The sequence below is a fragment of the Massilia antarctica genome (genome assembly GCF_015689335.1).
Lineage (GTDB): Bacteria > Pseudomonadota > Gammaproteobacteria > Burkholderiales > Burkholderiaceae_D > Telluria_A > Telluria_A antarctica.
The window spans coordinates 528,165-544,617 of record NZ_CP065053.1; the positions used below are offsets into that span (position 1 = coordinate 528,165).

General features: G+C 63.3%; 9 protein-coding genes. 2 read left to right on the forward strand and 7 right to left on the reverse strand.

The annotated features are described in order from the left end of the window. Positions 1–19 precede the first annotated feature (19 nt). From IV454_RS02345 to IV454_RS02375, 7 genes are all read right to left on the reverse strand, one after another. Complete coding sequence (locus IV454_RS02345; protein ID WP_206090031.1) at positions 20–1,441, reverse strand: mannose-1-phosphate guanylyltransferase/mannose-6-phosphate isomerase; 1,422 nt, start codon at positions 1,439–1,441, stop codon at positions 20–22. 152 nt (positions 1,442–1,593) lie between these two features. After that, positions 1,594–1,800: a DUF6447 family protein gene (locus IV454_RS02350; protein ID WP_206090032.1), complete on the reverse strand. Its 207-nt coding sequence runs from the start codon at positions 1,798–1,800 to the stop codon at positions 1,594–1,596. A gap of 54 nt (positions 1,801–1,854) precedes the next feature. Continuing rightward, positions 1,855–3,186 (reverse strand): TolC family outer membrane protein, encoded by a 1,332-nt coding sequence (locus IV454_RS02355; protein WP_206090033.1) that lies wholly within the window; start codon positions 3,184–3,186, stop codon positions 1,855–1,857. A 2-nt stretch (positions 3,187–3,188) separates the two neighbouring features. Then, complete coding sequence (locus IV454_RS02360) at positions 3,189–4,550, reverse strand: HlyD family type I secretion periplasmic adaptor subunit (protein ID WP_206090034.1); 1,362 nt, start codon at positions 4,548–4,550, stop codon at positions 3,189–3,191. A 3-nt stretch (positions 4,551–4,553) separates the two neighbouring features. Then, positions 4,554–6,350 carry a type I secretion system permease/ATPase gene (locus IV454_RS02365; protein ID WP_229522017.1) on the reverse strand — a complete coding sequence of 599 codons (1,797 nt, stop codon included), beginning with the start codon at positions 6,348–6,350 and terminating at the stop codon, positions 4,554–4,556. 394 nt (positions 6,351–6,744) lie between these two features. Further along, entirely contained in the window at positions 6,745–10,989 is a 4,245-nt protein-coding gene (locus IV454_RS02370) for a beta strand repeat-containing protein (protein ID WP_206090036.1), read from the reverse strand. A gap of 594 nt (positions 10,990–11,583) precedes the next feature. Beyond that, positions 11,584–12,924 carry a FecR family protein gene (locus IV454_RS02375; RefSeq protein ID WP_206090037.1) on the reverse strand — a complete coding sequence of 447 codons (1,341 nt, stop codon included), beginning with the start codon at positions 12,922–12,924 and terminating at the stop codon, positions 11,584–11,586. A 291-nt stretch (positions 12,925–13,215) separates the two neighbouring features. Here IV454_RS02375 and IV454_RS02380 point away from each other — a divergent pair, with 291 nt between their 5' ends. Next, positions 13,216–15,042 carry a CHASE2 domain-containing protein gene (locus tag IV454_RS02380; RefSeq protein WP_229522019.1) on the forward strand — a complete coding sequence of 609 codons (1,827 nt, stop codon included), beginning with the start codon at positions 13,216–13,218 and terminating at the stop codon, positions 15,040–15,042. Further along, positions 15,039–16,418, forward strand: coding sequence for a tetratricopeptide repeat protein (locus IV454_RS02385; protein ID WP_206090039.1), 1,380 nt, complete (start codon positions 15,039–15,041; stop codon positions 16,416–16,418). The genes IV454_RS02380 and IV454_RS02385 overlap by 4 nt, the downstream gene beginning before the upstream one ends. Positions 16,419–16,453: the final 35 nt, after the last annotated feature.

Sequence of the window (16,453 nt, forward strand, 5' to 3'; positions counted from 1 at the left end):
GCCCGCCCACCCTGCCCCGTCAAACGCGGCCGTAGTTATCCTCGAAGCGGACGATATCGTCCTCGCCCAGGTAGTCGCCGCTCTGCACTTCAATCATCACCAGGTCGAGCACGCCCGGATTTTCCAGGCGGTGCTTGTGGCCGGCCGGAATATAGGTCGATTCGTTGGTGGAGACGAACAGTTCGCGCTCGCCGTTGACCACCTTGGCCATGCCGCTGACCACGATCCAGTGCTCGCTGCGGTGGTGGTGCATCTGCAGGCTCAGGCTGGCGCCCGGCTTGACTTCGATGCGCTTGATCTTGAAGCGGGTACTGTCTTCCAGCACGGTGTAGGTGCCCCATGGACGGTGCACGGTGCGGTGCAGCTTGTGCACGTCGTGCCCGTCGGATTTGAGACTCGCGTACAGGTGCTTGACGTCCTGCACCCGGCTGCGGTCGGCCACCAGCAGCGCGTCCGGGGTGTCGACGATGATCAGGTTCGACACGCCGACCGCGCCCACCAGGCGCTCGCCGCTCTGGATGAAGCAATCGTTGACGTCGTGCAGGCGCACCTCGCCATCGATGCGGTTGCCGTCCGCATCAGGCGCGATCAGTTCGCCCAGCGCATTCCAGGAACCGATATCGCTCCAGCCGATATTGCACGGCACGACAGACACCCTGGCCGATTTTTCCATCACCGCGTAATCGATCGAATCGTCGGCGACCTGCCCGAAGGCGGCAGCGTCCAGTTCGCACTGGGTAAAATTCTTGCCGGTCGCGCTGCGCGAGGCGGCCAGGCAAGCGCGGGTGGCGGCCAGGATCTGCGGGCAGTGCAATTCCATCTCGGCGATCATGCTGCCGGCGGTGAAGCAAAACATGCCCGAATTCCACAGGTAGCGGCCGCTGGCCAGGTACTCGCGGGCTTTGTCCAGGCTCGGCTTTTCGACGAAGCGCAACACGCTCGTGCCCTCCGCCTCGATGTAGCCGAAACCGGTCTCGGGCGAATGCGGTTCGATGCCGAAGGTGACCAGGCGGCCGGCCTGGGCCAGCGGAATGGCCTGGGCCACGGCGGCCGCAAAGGCGGCCTGGTCGGAAATCAAATGGTCGGCGGCCAGCACCAGCATCAGGGCGTCGGGACCATGGGTGGCCGCCACGTGCAGGGCGGCGGCGGCGATCGCGGGCGCGGTGTTGCGGCCGAACGGTTCCAGGATATAGCTGTTGGCCAGGTCCTGACGGCCGGCGGCGACGGCGCGGTAATCATCCTCGGTCTTGAAAAACAGTTCGCGGTTGGTGACGGTGAGCACCTCGGCCACCTCGGGCAAGGCGGCGCCGCGCAGCCAGGCTTTTTGCAGCAGGCTGTGGCCGTCGGCGAGACGGATGAACGGTTTGGGGTGCAGTTCGCGCGATACGGGCCACAGGCGCGAGCCGGCACCGCCGCATAAAATGGTAGGGATGAGTTTCAACTGCTGGTCCTTTAGTGCATGCATGCCGGGTTGCCCGGCGATTGATGTGACAACGCAAATAACGTTGCGCATTCTACATCAATGAATGCACCGAAGGAATCACAACCATGCCCGCAGCGCCAGGACGGCGCCGCGGGCATGGCCGGTGGGTCTTATTGCGCGGTTTTCGGCAGCAAGTCTTTCAGCACGGTCTTGTAGGTGCCGCGTGCGGTTTCGCAGATGGCGAGCTGGGCGTTCAGGCGCGCGATTTCCGATTCCACGTAACGCAGGTTGGTCACTTGCTGCTGCGCTTCAGGGCTCAGGTCCGACACTTTGTAGCTCATGCCGCCGGTGGTGATTTCAAGTTCGTTGGTGCTCATGTTTCCTCTTGTGATAGAAGCGCCGGCGCCATAGGGCCGCCGGCTGGGGGTTGATCAGCGGAAGTAGGATGCGGTGCGGGTCACATCGCTCGCGTCCAGGGTTCCCGCGGCTGCGCGCAAGCGCAACGACGCCATCATATAGTTATATCGCGCTTGCGCAAGGTCGCGCTTGGCCGTAAACAGCTGTTGCTGGGCATTGAGCAAGTCGAGATTGATGCGCACCCCGCCTTTGATGCTCTGCTCGGTCGCCTTGATCAGCAGATTGCTCGACTCCACCGCACGGTTCAAGGCGTTGACCTTGGCAATACTGCTCTGGACCGCGGAGAATTGCTTGCTCACTTCGATCAAGGTCTTGTCGGTCTTCGCTTGCAGGTCGGCGCGGCTGCGTTCCAGGCCCGCGACAGCCTGGCGCGAGGTCGCGTTGACCGAGCCGCCCGAGTACAGCGGCACGTTGAGCTGGATGCCGAGCGAACGCACGGTCGAATCCTGGTTATAGGTATTGATCGTCTCCGACGAATTCTTGCTGTAGCTGGCAACGAAGTCCAGGCGCGGCGCATGGCCGGCGCGCGCTTTCAGGATTTCCTGCTTGGCCACTTCGAGCGCCGTGGTCTGGGCCTGGAGTTCCGGATTTTCCTTGAGCGCGATGGCTTTCCACTCTTCCAGGCGGCTTGGCGCGAGCGGCAGCATGCGGAAGGTGTCGTTCAGGCCGACCAGGGTACCCGGGTCGCCGCCGATGATGCCGGCCAGGGTATTGCGCGTGGTCCTCTGGCCATCCATCGCTTCGATCAGGTTCGCTTCCGACAGTTCCAGGCGCGCCTGCACTTCGAGCACGTCGGTGCGCGTGCCTTCGCCGTGCTTGAGCAGGCGCTGGTTGACCGCGCTTTGCTCGAGGTAGGCGTCGCGCTGGGCGGTGTTGAGCGCCACCTGCTCGTCCGCGAACAGGGCGTCGAAATAGGCGCTCATGACGCGGATCAGCACTTCCTGGCCGCGCACGCTGAACACCTGGTCGCTCAGCAGGGCCTGCGCATTGCCCTGCTTGTAGCGCGCGTACGCATCCACATTGAACAGGGTCTGACGCAGCTGGATGGTGGAGACCCGGCTGATGTATTGAGGGTGGGTCAGCGCGACCGGGGTTTCGATATCGGCCCGGTTCTTGCTGGCGTTGTAGTTGGCCTGCACGTTCGGCAGCAGGCCGGCCCGCCCCAGGATCGCGTTTTCCTTGCCGCTCTGGTTTTCATAGAAAGCCGAACGGTAAGTGGGATCGTTCTGCAGCGCCTGCTCGTAAGCCTGCTGCAGATTGATGGCGGACGCGCTGGCGCTGGCCAGCAGCAAGGCGCAAGCGGCGATGGCTTTCATGCGGCCCGGGGCGGTGATTCGAAACGTCATGCTTAATCCTCCGACAGCGATGTCTTGGCACGATCAAAAATCGGCTTGAACAGGTAATTCATCATGGTGCGTTCACCGGTCTTGATGAACAACTCGGCCGGCATGCCGGACTGGATGTCCAACTTGTGCGAGGCAATCAGCTTGGCGCCCTCGGGCGTGACCCGGGCCTTGATCTTGTAGTACGGCATGCCGGTGCGCTCGTCGACCGTCCGGTCGGCCGAGACCTGGGTCACGATGCCGGGAATATGCGGCGTCTTGTTGGTATTGAAGGCCGAGAAAATGAACTCGACCGGCAGGCCGACATGCACCTTGTCGATCAGGTTGACGGCCAGCTGGCCCTCGACCACCATGGCGTCCGAACTGGGCACGATATCCATCATGCGCGCGCCTGGCGCGACCACGCCGCCCTTGGTAAAGATCTGCAAGCCGACCACCACGCCATCGACCGGCGCCCTGACTTCGGCATTGGCCAGTTCGAAATCCTGGGCCTGGATGCGGCTGGCCAGGGCGCCGCTTTCCTTTTGCACCTCGGCCAGCTGGGCGTTGACTTCCTTCTGGTATTCCTGGGTGCGCACGATACGGCGCAGGTTCAGTTCCATCGCCTGGTTCTGGGCGCGGCTGATATTGCCGATATCTTCGGAAATGGTGCCTTGCAGGGAGATGAGGGTGCGTTCCATTTCCAGCAGGCGCGAGCGCGGCACATAGCCATCCTTGGCCAGTTCGCGCATGCCCTCGAGCTGCTCCTTGATGATCGCGGCCTGGCTCTTCTTGGCGGCGAGCGATTCCTGCAGACCCTTGGTCTGGGCCTTGAGGCCGGTGACGTTTTCTTCCAGCGCGGCCAGTTCGCTCCTCAGGCCGGACTGGCGCGACGCCATCAGCTGCTTCTGGGCTTCCATGGCTTCGATGGCACGTGGATCGTCCTTGCTATCGAGCAATTCCTTGGGGAAGGTGATCGCGGTCTTGCCGCTACGCTCGGCCTGCATGCGCGCTTCCGCCGCCAGCGAACCGAAGTATTGGGAGCGGCTCATTTCGATCGCGGAACGGGCCACGGTCGGATTGATGCGCACCAGCACCTGGCCAGCCTTGACATGGTCGCCATCCTTGACCAGGATGTCTTGCACGATCCCGCCGCCCAAGTGCTGCACGGCCTTGCGGCTGGTTTCGGTAGCGACGGTGCCGGACAGGGGCACGCCGCGGTCGAGCGGCGCCAAGGAGGCCCACAGGATGAAGCCGACGAAGCCGACCAGCACGATGATCCAGCCCATGCGGGCATACTTGCCCGAGTCGACGCTGGCGCCGTTCAGCGGCATCACGTCACGCACCACGACATCGGTGGCGTTGCTTGTTTTTTTCAGCTCTCTCATGACTTATTCCTTTTCCGTTGTTACCGCAGCGCCGCTGTTGAGCTGTGGCTGGCCTGCCTGGGGCTGGCCTGCCTGGGGCTGGCCCGCCTGGGGCTGCCCCGCCGCCGCCGGCTGGGTGCCCGCTGGCGCTTGTTGCTGGCGCTGCTGTGCTTCTACCATCTTCTGATTGGCTTCCTGGATCGCTTGCAATACCTGGTTGGTCGGCCCGAACATTTGTACGGCGCCGTCGCGCAACACCAGCAGCTTGGTCGAGACGCCGATGGCGGCCGGGCGATGGGTGATGAGCACGATCGTCTTGCCGCGCTGGCGCAGCTCATGCACTGCCATCATCAAGGCTTGTTCGCCCACGTCGTCCAGGTTCGAATTCGGTTCGTCCAGCACCAGCAAGGAAGGATCGCCGTACATGGCGCGCGCCAGGCCGAGGCGCTGTTTCTGGCCGCCGGAGAGGCCGGCGCCACCGTCGCCGAGCATGGTGTCGTAGCCTTGCGGCATCTTCAAAATCATGTCGTGCACGCCGGTGCGCTGGGCCGCTTCGACGACTTTTTCCGGTTCGATTTCGCCGAAACGGGCGATATTTTCGCTGACGGTGCCGCCAAACAATTCGATATCCTGCGGCAGGTAGCCGACGTAAGGGCCGAGTTCATCCTTGTTCCACTGGTAGATATCGGCGCCGTCCAGACGCACCTTGCCGATCAGGGCAGGCCAGACGCCGACCAGCAGGCGTGCCAAGGTCGACTTGCCGGAGCCGCTAGGCCCGATCACGCCGAGCACGTCGCCGGCCTGGATCGCGAAACTGACGCCCTTGAGGACCGGTATCGTGGCGCCCGGAGGACCGGCGGTGATGTTATCGATGGTCAAGTGGCCGGTCGGCTTCGGCAGGGTCATGCCTTCCTTGCGTTCTTCATTTTCTTCGAGCAAGGCACTGAGGCGCTCGTACGAACTGCGCGCGCCGGCGACCGACTTCCACACGGCGATGACTTGCTGTACCGGCGCCATGGCGCGTCCGACCAGGATCGAGGCGGCGATCATCATGCCGGGGGTCAGTTTGCCTTCGATGACCAGCAGCGCGCCCAGGCCCAGGATCAGCGATTGCAGCGAAACCTGGAAGAACTTGGTGACAGCGCCGACGGTACCGGCCTTGCCGCTCGCCTCGGCCTGCAATTGCAGGAACTTCGAGTGCAGCTTGTACCAGCGTGCCTGCATGTTCGGCAGCATGCCCATCGCTTCGATGACTTCGGCATTGCGCAGGTTGTTGGTGGCCATGTTGCCGGCCAGGATGGCGGTGGTGCTCGCCTCGGCCAGCGGCTTGTGCGACACCCTTTCGTTGATCACGGCCAGGATCACCAGGATCAGGGTGCCGCCGACCGCGAACCAGCCGAGCAGAGGCTGGAAGAAGAAGATCACCAGCAGGTAGATCGGAAACCAGGGCGCGTCGAAGAAGGCGAACAGGGCGCTGCCGGTCAGGAACTGGCGAATATTGGTCAGGTCGCTCAAGGCCTGGCCGGCATTGCCGCCCGCCTTTTTCAGGTTGCGCTCGAATGCGGCCGTGTACACGCGGCGGTTCATTTTCATGTCGAAACGGGCGCCGACGCGCACCAGGATCATGCTGCGCATCAGTTCGAGCGCGCTCATGAGCACGTAGGCGCCCAGCATCAGCAAGGTCAGCATGAGCAGGGTGATTTCATTCTGGCTGGCCAGCACGCGGTCGTAGACCTGCAGCATGTACAGCGAGGGCACCAGCATCAACAGATTGGTGATCGCACTGAAGATGCCGACTGTGTAGAAGGTGCCTTTGAACATGAGCAGCGCCTGCCCAATTTCGTTCTTTTTATCGAGAAGTTTTTTCATTAGAGGCCAACACAATTCATTAGTAATTCACGAGGCGGCGCGGAAAGCGGCAACGTCCCGCTTCTGGCATGGGCGTTCGTCATTGCCGGTCGGCGCAGGTCGACGTGGACAGGACGACAGGATGTCAAAAAAATCCGCTTGGAAATGTGATGTGGATCACAAGTTCGAAAGGTTAGCACACGGCACGTTTTTACGCCAGAGAAGATTAAACTGAACGCAGCATCACAGCAACGTGCGCCCCGGCACGAACGGCGGGGGCATAAAAAAAGCCAGGCGTGAGCCTGGCTTTTCCGGTGGCGAGCAGCCGCAAGCCCGGAGGCTTGCGACGACTTGCTACTTATAAGACTTAAGCGATTACCAGCGAACCAGCACCGAAGGCGGTGTTGAAGGTTGCAACGGTAGCTGCTGGGTTGGCGCCGATAGCGACGTCCTCAGCACCAGCAACGCCGGTCAGGTGGATCGTGGTGGTGGTGCCACCGTTCACAGCGACGATGTCAACGATACCGTCAGCGGTGCCGACGTTATTGATGGTGACAGCGCTGCCGTTGACGAACGCCAGGACGTCGCCAGCGGTGAAGTTAGCGATGTTGGCGGTGTAGGTGCCGGTAGCAACATTGAACGTGTAGCCCAACGATGCTGCATCGAAACTCGTGTTACCGCTGCTGACTGCAACGTTGTTTGCCGAAGTGGTCAGCGAGCCAGCACCGAAGAAGGTGTTGAACAGAGCAACCGTATCGGTCTGAACGCCAATCACTGCAGGCGACTGGGTCTGCACGGTGACGCTGGAAGTCAAGCCACCCAGCACGCCCTGCACAACCACGGTGTTGTCGCCAACAACGGTGTCGATCACGGAGATGACCGAACCTTGTGCGAAGACCAGCTTGTCGCCAGCAGCAAAGTTGCTGACAGTCGAAGAGAAGTTCTGGTTCGCAGCGGTGAACGTGACATTCACATTGTTACCAGCGTTGTAGCCTGGAACGGTGTTGTTCAGCGCAACAGCAGCGGTGCTGACTGGCGGCACGACGACAGGAGCGACGAACGCCGAAGCGCCTTCGACCAGGAAGTAGTTGGCGGCAGCCGAGTTGACGAAGTTAGCCTGGGTCAGGGTGGCCCATGCGCTGTCAGCCAGATCGATCGTGCCTGCAGCGGTCACCGTTGCGTTGTTTGCACCAACGCCGTCAGTGATCTGGTACACGGTACCGATGTTGTCCATGTTCACAGCAACGTACACGTGGGTCTGTGCAGCGGCGTTATCGGCAGCGTACAGCGCAGCGATAGCGGTCGTGCTCAGTGCCGACGCGGTAGCGACTGGAGCACCAACGGTGATCGACTTGTCGGTCGTCGTTGCAGCGGTCCAGACCGAACCGCCCAGTGCGGTGAAGTCCAGGTGGTCGATGCCAGCGCCGGTTGCGTCGAAGTTCAGGATCGTGTCGTTACCGAATGCAGGAGCGAAGACAACGGTGTCGTTGTCCGCGATAGCGTATTCAGCAGCGGTTGGCGAAGCAGGAATCGCAGCAACGGTGCTGTTGGTGCCCAGAACGATAACGTCATTACCCGTGCCGCCGGTAACGATGTTGTCGCTGATCGCGGTGCCATCGGCGCCGGTCATCAGTTGTTTAACCAGAGCACCGTCATTGGCGGTAGCGAATGCCGAAGCATAGTCACCGTTGGTGTTGAACGTGGCCAGGGCAGTTGCCATGGCAGCGTACACATTGGCGCCGGTAGCGTCAGCGGTCACGCCGTAGGCGGTAGCAGCAGCGGTCAAGTCACCAGCCGACAGCGCGCCCACCGTCGAGGTTGGAGCGGTCAGGGTCACGGTCAGGTCGCCAGCGACGTGCACGCCGTCAGTGATCGAACCGACGATCAGGGCGCCCGATGCGGAATCCGAAGCCAGCAGCAGCTTGCTCAGCACTGGGTTGGTGTTGATCGCGTTCTTGATAGCCTGGTTGATCTGCAGGTCGGTCGTTTTGTACGATACCGTGTCAGTCAGCGTAACCACGCTGGTGATGCCGCGGTAGGTCACCGATACCTTGGTGCCATACAGGTTGTAGCTGTCGTTCTGGTCAGCACGGACGTTGCCGATGTAACGCTCTTCGGCGAACGTGGTCAGCGCGGTCTGGTTGGTCGTGTTGAACGCCCAGGTTGCGGTGGTGTTGGTCGCTACTTGTGCGGTGGTGCTGTTGTAAGCTTCCATCGTCAGTGGCAGCGAGCCGGTGTTTTCCGTGTAGACGGTATCATCGCCTGCGCCGGCGTCGATGCGGACATCGCCGTTACCTGGTTTGCGGATGGTGTCGTTGCCGTCGCCGCCGCTGACCGTGATGTTGTTGTTCAGATCCTGGTTGTTCTGCCAGTTGGTCGTCGGCGCTGCGCTGCCAGCGACTGCAGGAACAACGCGCAGGGTCAGTTGATCGTTACCAGCGCCGCCGTTCAGGGCGAACGTGAAGTCTTCCAGGCCGCTCAGGATGTGGCTACGGCTGCCGGCAACGCCAGCGTCCAGGTCCACGGTCATGACGTCGTTGTTGCCACCGCCGGTGTAGCTGAAGGCGACATTGTCAGCTGCCGAGTTGGCTTGGGTGTCGACTTTGGTGATGTACTTGGTCACTGCGCGGTCGGTGATGACTGCGGTCATGTTCAAGCTGCCGACCATGGTCTGTGCATCGATCAGGCGAACGTCGTGGAAACCATACATGTCGCCATGCTGGACGCCACCGTTAACGCTGATGGTGCCTGGCAGTGCGGTGTCAACCAAGGTGCCGACTGGGGTGCCAGCGGCGGTCTGTGGGATTTTTGGCAGGCCGTTGTTAGGCATCAGGGCTGGGTTGTACGCGTTGGTACCGACGTTGGCACCAAAGTTCTGGTTACCCATGACGGTGACGTTACCTTTGGTAACGCCGTTGACGAAGACAACTTCTTCCAGCTTGTTGTCGGTCGAGTTCATCGTCTGCAGCTTGCTGTTGCGCTCGACGGTGACTTCGAAACGCTCAACGCCGATCGAGGACGAGGTGTCGCCGACCGACAGGCCGCCGATGACCAGATCGCCACCGTTCGAACCACGGCCCACGTCGTCAAGGATGACGGTGCTGGTGATTTTGAATGCGGTGGTGGAAGCTGGTGCGGTCAGGATCGCGGTGTGCAGACCGGAGCTTGGTGGCACTGGAGCGTTAGCCAGCCAGCCGGAGGTGTTGTCCAGAACGATCGAACCAGCACCTGGGTTGGTGATGACGATTTCGCTACCGGTCTGTACGCGGCCCGACAGGGTATCAGCTGCGGTGAAGCCGCTGCCCAAGGTCACGACGAAGTTCGAGATGGCTGGGGTGTTGGCGACAGCGGTCTTGATTGCGGCCAGCAGGTCAGCGTAGGTTTGTGCTTGATCGATTGCTTCCGAAGCAACGCGGACAGCCACGCCATTGAAGGTGAACTGGAAACCGTTGTACGGGTTGTTCAGCAGCGGCGCGGTGCCGGCATCGCTCGAACGGGTGTCCATCAGTTGCAGACGCAGGGTTGCGCCGCTGGCGGCAACCGGAGCTGCGCGCAGGGAGTGCTGGTCGAAGTACACGCCGAAGTCAACGTTGCCTGGGTCGGTGCTGACCATGGCGATGGTGATGTCGCGGGTGATCTGTGCGTCGAGGATACGGATATCTTCGATCAGCAGGTCGGCGCGGCTGTTGCTGTCTTCCCAACGGTTAACACCATTCATGCGCTCAGCGTCGATCTGGACTTCGCTGGTGGCGGTGGTGTTGTTGTCGGTGCGGTCTTCCGAGATCGTTTGTGCGCTCAGAACGACGTTTTCAACGCTGGTGGTTTCTGCGCGGAAAGCAAATTTCTGCGAATTGCCAACGTCGGCGTTCAGGGTATCGTTGCCGCCGCCGCCAGCGATATTGTCGCCGCCTTGCAGGGAGTTCTGGTTGTCGAAGATTCGGCCGACGAAGACGTCGTTGGCATCGGTGCCGACCAGTGCATCTTTCAGCGAGGTCAGGGTCAAGGTCGAGCCAGGGGTGGTGCCCAGAACCAGGTTAGCCAGGACCGCGTTGACGGTGCCCTGGTAAGCGACTGCGTCGGTGGTGGCGGTCACGTTGACGAGCAGCTTGCGTGCTTCGGCAGCAGCGGTAGCGCCGCTGTATGCGCCGACTTCAGCGGTGGTGTCGATGGCGGTGGTGAAGTTGGTTGCAACGACAACCTTCTTGTTCACGGTAGCTGCATCGGCGCCTTTAGCGTCGATTGCGCCGGTCAGGATGTTGTAGGCAGCTGCGCCTTTGCTGACGACGCCGGTGTCGATCTGCTTGGTCCAATAAGCTGCGCCTTCTGCATCAGGAGCGCGGCCGAACAGGTTGGCGTAGACGGCTTTGACGAATTCAGCGGTCGAGCCTGGATACAGGGCTGCGGATTCAGCGCTGGTACCGAAGCTGTCCATCAGCGCCTTGACGGTGCTGTTGGTGTTGTAAGCAACGCTCAGGCCTGCCGTGTCCGTAGGAGCCTTAGCATCTGCCAGGGCTTTGGTCATTGCTGCCAGACCGTCTGCATCAGCTGGGCGGCCAAAATAGGAGAGGTAAAGTTCTTGTGCTACTTTTGTGTACTCGGTTGCTACGGCCATGATAGATCCTTTAGTTGAGCTTAGATATAACCAAATTTCTGCGGCGCGGTGGGGGTGAAAACCACCTCTCCCGAGCCCTTTTTTGCAGAACAGGGAGTATATTGCCACATCGTGGGCCACGGGTTGTGACCACCATCACAAATTACGGATTAATTCGCATATTTCACTGAAATTTGGTGAATTTAATTTGATACTGAACATGTTTCTGCCTTTTTCTTTGGCAGTTGCTGTCGAATTGAGCAATCTTTGTAAAGACCGGCCGTCAGCGGCGCCCCATCGCCATACCGTATGGGCACGCGCCGGACAACTGGCGGGAATAACATGGTTCTATTCAAACGGGCGCTCGCGCGGATAATCCCGGCAGCTTGCCGGCAACGTCGCAGCGGGCCGATGGAGGGCGCCATCGCGCCCTCTCGCAGGGCGCGCCTCCAGGGCGATTTTCCCTTGCCGCAAGGGCGTGAAGCGCCGCCATGGCATGCCAATCAGCCCGCGCGCGCAAGGCCATAAAAAACGGCCGCCATATCGGCGGCCATTTCTCGGGCATAATCGGACATAAATAGACGCCGCCAAATTGGCCGGACAGCGCCGCCGGCATTAACGGGTCGGGGTGGTCCAGCGCGTATAGCCTTCGGCATTCCAGCTTTGGCCGTCGATGGTTTTAAAGATAAACTGGGCCCCATCGGCTTTGGCACCGGTCAGATAACCCTGAACCGTGGTGTTCGAGGCCGAATTGTTGACCAGATTTCCCTTGGAATGCACATCGCCCGTGGCGCGCACCCGCGTTTCGCCTTCCGGACTGTATACCAGCATGCTGGTGTTAAAGCTCCTGGTGCCGAAATTGACATTCAGGCTGGCATCGGTAATCTTGGCCTGCAGCGCGTCGCCCCCTTTGCGCTGCAGGCTGGCCTCGCTCTCGGCCAGCTCGAACGACACCTTGCCTTCGGCCGGCAGCACCAGGTTGCTGTCGAGGCGGCGCTTGATCGCATACGAGCCGACCACGGTACCGTCGTCGTATGCCGGGTTGTTCAGCCTGGCCACCACCGCCGGGTCAGGCGGCGTGTTGGCGATGCGCTCCCAGCGGCCCCAGATCACGTCCGGGCCTTTCGGCTCCGGCGCCACCACCACCGGCGGCACCGGCGGCAATACCGGGGCTACCGGCGGCTTGTTGAGCTGGTTGATCGCGTCTTTCTTGGCGTCCAGGTTGACGGCAGTGCCCGGCACGGTAGGGACCGTCGTGGCCGGCGTGGCGACCCGCCCGCTCGGCTCGTCGCTGCGCGGCGGCGCGGCCTGGTCGGGGCTGGCGCCCGGATTGTTCAGCAGTTTGGGCACGTTCTGGCCCTTGTCGACCTGGAGCAGCATGCCGGGCTGGCCGGCGAACAGTTCGCGGCTGCCGCGTCCCTCGCACGGCCCGCCGCCTTCCGGTCCGCATGCGCCGTCAAAGCCGCTCACCACCACCCCGCCGGACACCACCGCGATGCGCGTGGTCAGCTGGTCGGTCGAGACGATGAAGTCGGTGCCGCGCACGCCGATCGCCGCCACCGGGGTATTGAAGCGGAAATTCTGGCGCGACAGCTTGACGCCCTGGCCCGAAATGCTGCGCGCAACGCCGCTGAGCAATTCGAGCTTGACCCGGGTATTGGCCGGATTGTCGGCGTCAACCTTGTAGGCAATCACGCGCGCCTTGCTGTTCGGACGCAAGATCAGGAAGCCGCCATCGACGGTCTTCATATAGACGTAACCCTGGCTGCCCGTGCTGAGCTCATCGCCTTCCTGCACAGCCGAATCGAGCACGGCCGCCTTGCTGGCCAGTTGCACCTCGCCGGTGACGAACACAATGCGCCCCGCTTCGGCGGCGCCGGCCTGCCCGGCCGCGCCGAACGACAGCGCCAGCGCAAGCGGCAAATAGCGGAATGTGGCAATCGATTGATTAAACATAAATTCTCCCTGATCCCCGGATTATGCGCCTGCAAAACCCCTCAAAATGTGTTGCTCGTCACATTATTGCATTCTGATACAAATCTGGGACGGTTTAGCAACATCTCCGGCGCTCCCTTGCCGCTTAGTATGACCTTGCCCTTGCGCCGCCGTCGGCTTATGCGTAGAGCAATATTGCAAAAAGACTTGCTTTGGTGGTATTACTGCCTGTGTGGCGTTATACTTGCGTCATTTTCCAGGTCGCGCGGCGGCGCCCGGAGCCCCCTCCCCTCCGCCGGCACGACAAACCCATTGGCCCACTTGCGCTCCTTTTCTCCCTCTCACCTGCTGCACCTGTCGATTCCGCTGGCGGCGCTGTTGCTGGCCGTCTGGGCGCAATGGCCGCGCGGCGCATCGGCGCTCGACGCCGCCGACGAATGGCTGCGCGACCGCTTCGTGGCGGCCCAGGCGGCCGACACGCCCGAGCCGCGCATCCTGGTGGTCGACATCGACGAGACCAGCCTGGCGGCCCATCCCTGGCCCTGGTCGCGCGAGCGCCTGGCCGAGCTGGTGGAAACGGTGATCGGCGACGGCGCGCGCGCGGTCGCACTGGATATCTTGCAAGGCGAGCCGGGCGACCCGGCCGGCGACATGCGCCTGGCGGTGCTGGCCCAGCAGGGTCCCTTGGTTCTGGCCCAGCTGTTCGACTACGAACAGCGCCCGCAAGCGCTGCGCTTCGGCCGCCCCGCCGGCGGCCAGGCGGCGCGCGAGGCGGGCGGCGCGGTGCCGGCCTACGGCTATATCGCCAACCATGCCGGGCTGGCCCTGGCCCCGCATGTCGGCAACATCGGCGTACGTCCCGATCCCGACGGCGTGCTGCGCCGCGTCCCCATGTATACCTGGTTCGAACAGCGCCGCTTTCCGACCCTGTCGCGCGCCCTGCTCGACTGCTGCGCGGCCACCGCCGCGGCCGTGCCCGACACCGGCGACGGCTACCAGCGCGTGCCCTTCAGCCGTTCGCTCGACGCCTACACCGTGGCCAAGGCCGGCCAGATTCTCGACGGCAAGGTCGATCCGGCCATGGTGGCCGGACGCCTGGTGCTGATCGGCTCATCCTCGCTGAGCATCGGCGACCGCGTCGCCACCCCGCTCGGGCGCTCCAGCCCCGGCCTGCTGGTGCACGCCTCCATGCTCACCACCCTGCTCGACCGCCAGGCCGGGCTGGCCCCGGCGCCCTGGCCCGGACGCCTGATGGCGGTCCTGTTCTCCAGCGCCGTCGCGGCCCTGGCCGGCTACACCTTCGCGCGCCTGTCGGCCGCCGTCAATGTGCTGATGCTGGCGGCAGCCGCGCTGACCTGGCTGATGCTGGCCTACGGCCTGTCGGCCCACGATCCCGGCTTTTCGGTGAGCGGCCCGCTGCTGTCGCTCGGATTTCTGCTGGCGGTGGGCGTGCCCTTCCACTGGCAGTTGGCCCAGTCCGGCTCGCGGCGCCTGCTCGACACCATGCGCCGCTACGTGGCCGGGGAAGTGGTCGACGAATTGCTGCGCAGCGGCCTGAAAGACCCGCTCGCGCCACGCCTGCTGCAGGTCACCACCCTGATCGCCGACATGCAGGGCTATACCTCGCAGGTGGAGGCGCTGGCGGTCGAGGAAGCGGCGAAACTGACCACCGACTTCCTCGATTGCCTGACCCGCCCGGTCCTGGAAAAGCAGGGCACGCTCGACAAATACACGGGCGACGGCCTGGTGGCCTTCTGGGGCGCGCCGATTCCAAATGAACAGCACGCCGACCTGGCGCTGGACGCGGCCGCCAGTATCCTGCGCGAAGTCGCCATCCTGAGCGCCATCCGGGTGCGCGCCGGCGGCCAGCCGCTGCGCGTGCGCATCGGCATCGAAAGCGGATTGGCCATGGTGGGCGACTACGGCACCTCGTTTCGCAGCATTTACACGGCCGTCGGCGACAGCGTCAATACCGCCTCGCGCCTGGAACAGGCCGCGCGCGACTTCCCGCACGATGTGATCATCGGCCAGGGCACGGTCGGCTACGCCAGGCGCCACCGCTTCCTGAGCCTGGGCCGGCACGCGCTGCGCGGCAAGGAGCATCCGATCGACCTGTACACCCTGGAGGCGCTGGCATGAGGCGCCCGACCTTGCCGCCGCTGCTGGCCATGCTGCTGGCGCTGGGCGCGCTCGCGCCTGCCCGCGCACGCCAGGGCGACGCGCCCGCCACGCCGGCGTCGGCAGCGGTGGTGGCAAGCGGCGCGCAAAGCGTGGGGGCCAGCGCGGCGCTGGCGGCGGAGATGCCTGCGCCCGAGTCCGCGCCGGCCGAGGGCATGCGCGCGCTCAGCGACGAGCAGGCGGCCCAGGAAGAAAAACTCTACCTGGAAGCGCTGCGCTCGCTGTCCGAAGGACGGCCGGACGAAGCCACCAGCAAGCTCAGCAGCTTGCTGGAAAAGAACGCCCTGCACGCCGGCGCCTGGCTCGACCTGGCCATCAGCCATTGCGAACTGGGCAACAAGGTCGAGGCCGAGCGCCTGTTCGACCAGATCGAACAGCGTTTCCATCCCTCGGCCTCGATCCTGGAACTGATCGCGCACTACCGCGCCTCGGGCTGCAAGGGCCAGCGCAGCTATCGGCGCTCGATGTCGTTCAAGCTCGGCGCCGGCTACGACAGCAACGTCAACCAGGGTTCGAGCAGCAGCACCGTCCTGCTCGGCAGCGTCAACAAGCTGGAAACCTATACCCTGGGCCCGGACTCGCTGCCGCGCGCCGACCATTTCAAGGTCCTCTCGGGCGACTTCAACCAGCCGATCGGCAGCGGCGGCATGCTCTTGATCGCCCAGCTGCGCGCCTTGCGCTACAACGAGGTGAGCAGCCAGGACAGCGAGTCCGGCCTGCTCGCGCTCGAACGCCCCTGGAGCGAGGGCGGCTGGACCGGGCGCGCCACCGCCGCCTACGGCCTGGTCCGTCTCGGCGGCGAGCTCTACCAGCGCCAGGCCCAGGTGCTGCTGCGCGCCGTGCCGCCGCTCGACCTGGGCGAATCGCTCGGCTGGTCGCTCAGCGCCGGTTACAGCAGCGCCATCTATCCGACCCGGCGCTACTACGATGCGCGCACGCTCGACCTGGGCACCAGCCTGGCCATGCGCAGCAAGCTGAGCACGGTGGTGCTGTCGGCCGGGGCGCTGGCCGACGCCGGCAAGGCCGCGCGCCCGGGAGGCGACCGCAAGGGCTGGTACGGCGGAATCAACCTGGTCACCTTGCTGGGCGAAAAAGCCATCGCCGAAGTGGGCGTCTCGCGCCAGTCCTGGCGTGGCGCGCAGATCTACTCGAAGGACTTTATCGAGACCCGGCGCGCCCAGGACACCAGCCAGCTGCGCGCCAGCCTGCTATTCCCGGTCGGCACCCACAGCGCCCTGCAGCTGGAGCTGCGGCGCACCTTCAACCGCGAGAACATTCCCCTGTTCCAGTACGACAGCCGTTGGTTCCAGTTCAGCTGGCGCACCGACAACTGGTAAGATACCGCTCCAGCACGTCTGCTGGCGCCAGCACG

Bases quoted from the DNA above. Each gene is read 5' to 3' on its own strand.
- IV454_RS02350 (WP_206090032.1), bottom strand. From the start codon at position 1,800: ATGAGCACCAACGAACTTGAAATCACCACCGGCGGCATGAGCTACAAA.
- IV454_RS02360 (WP_206090034.1), bottom strand. From the start codon at position 4,550: ATGAGAGAGCTGAAAAAAACAAGCAACGCCACCGATGTCGTGGTGCGT.
- IV454_RS02375 (WP_206090037.1), bottom strand. From the start codon at position 12,924: ATGTTTAATCAATCGATTGCCACATTCCGCTATTTGCCGCTTGCGCTG.
- IV454_RS02365 (WP_229522017.1), bottom strand. From the start codon at position 6,350: ATGTTCAAAGGCACCTTCTACACAGTCGGCATCTTCAGTGCGATCACC.
- IV454_RS02370 (WP_206090036.1), bottom strand. From the start codon at position 10,989: ATGGCCGTAGCAACCGAGTACACAAAAGTAGCACAAGAACTTTACCTC.
- IV454_RS02385 (WP_206090039.1), top strand. From the start codon at position 15,039: ATGAGGCGCCCGACCTTGCCGCCGCTGCTGGCCATGCTGCTGGCGCTG.
- IV454_RS02355 (WP_206090033.1), bottom strand. From the start codon at position 3,186: ATGACGTTTCGAATCACCGCCCCGGGCCGCATGAAAGCCATCGCCGCT.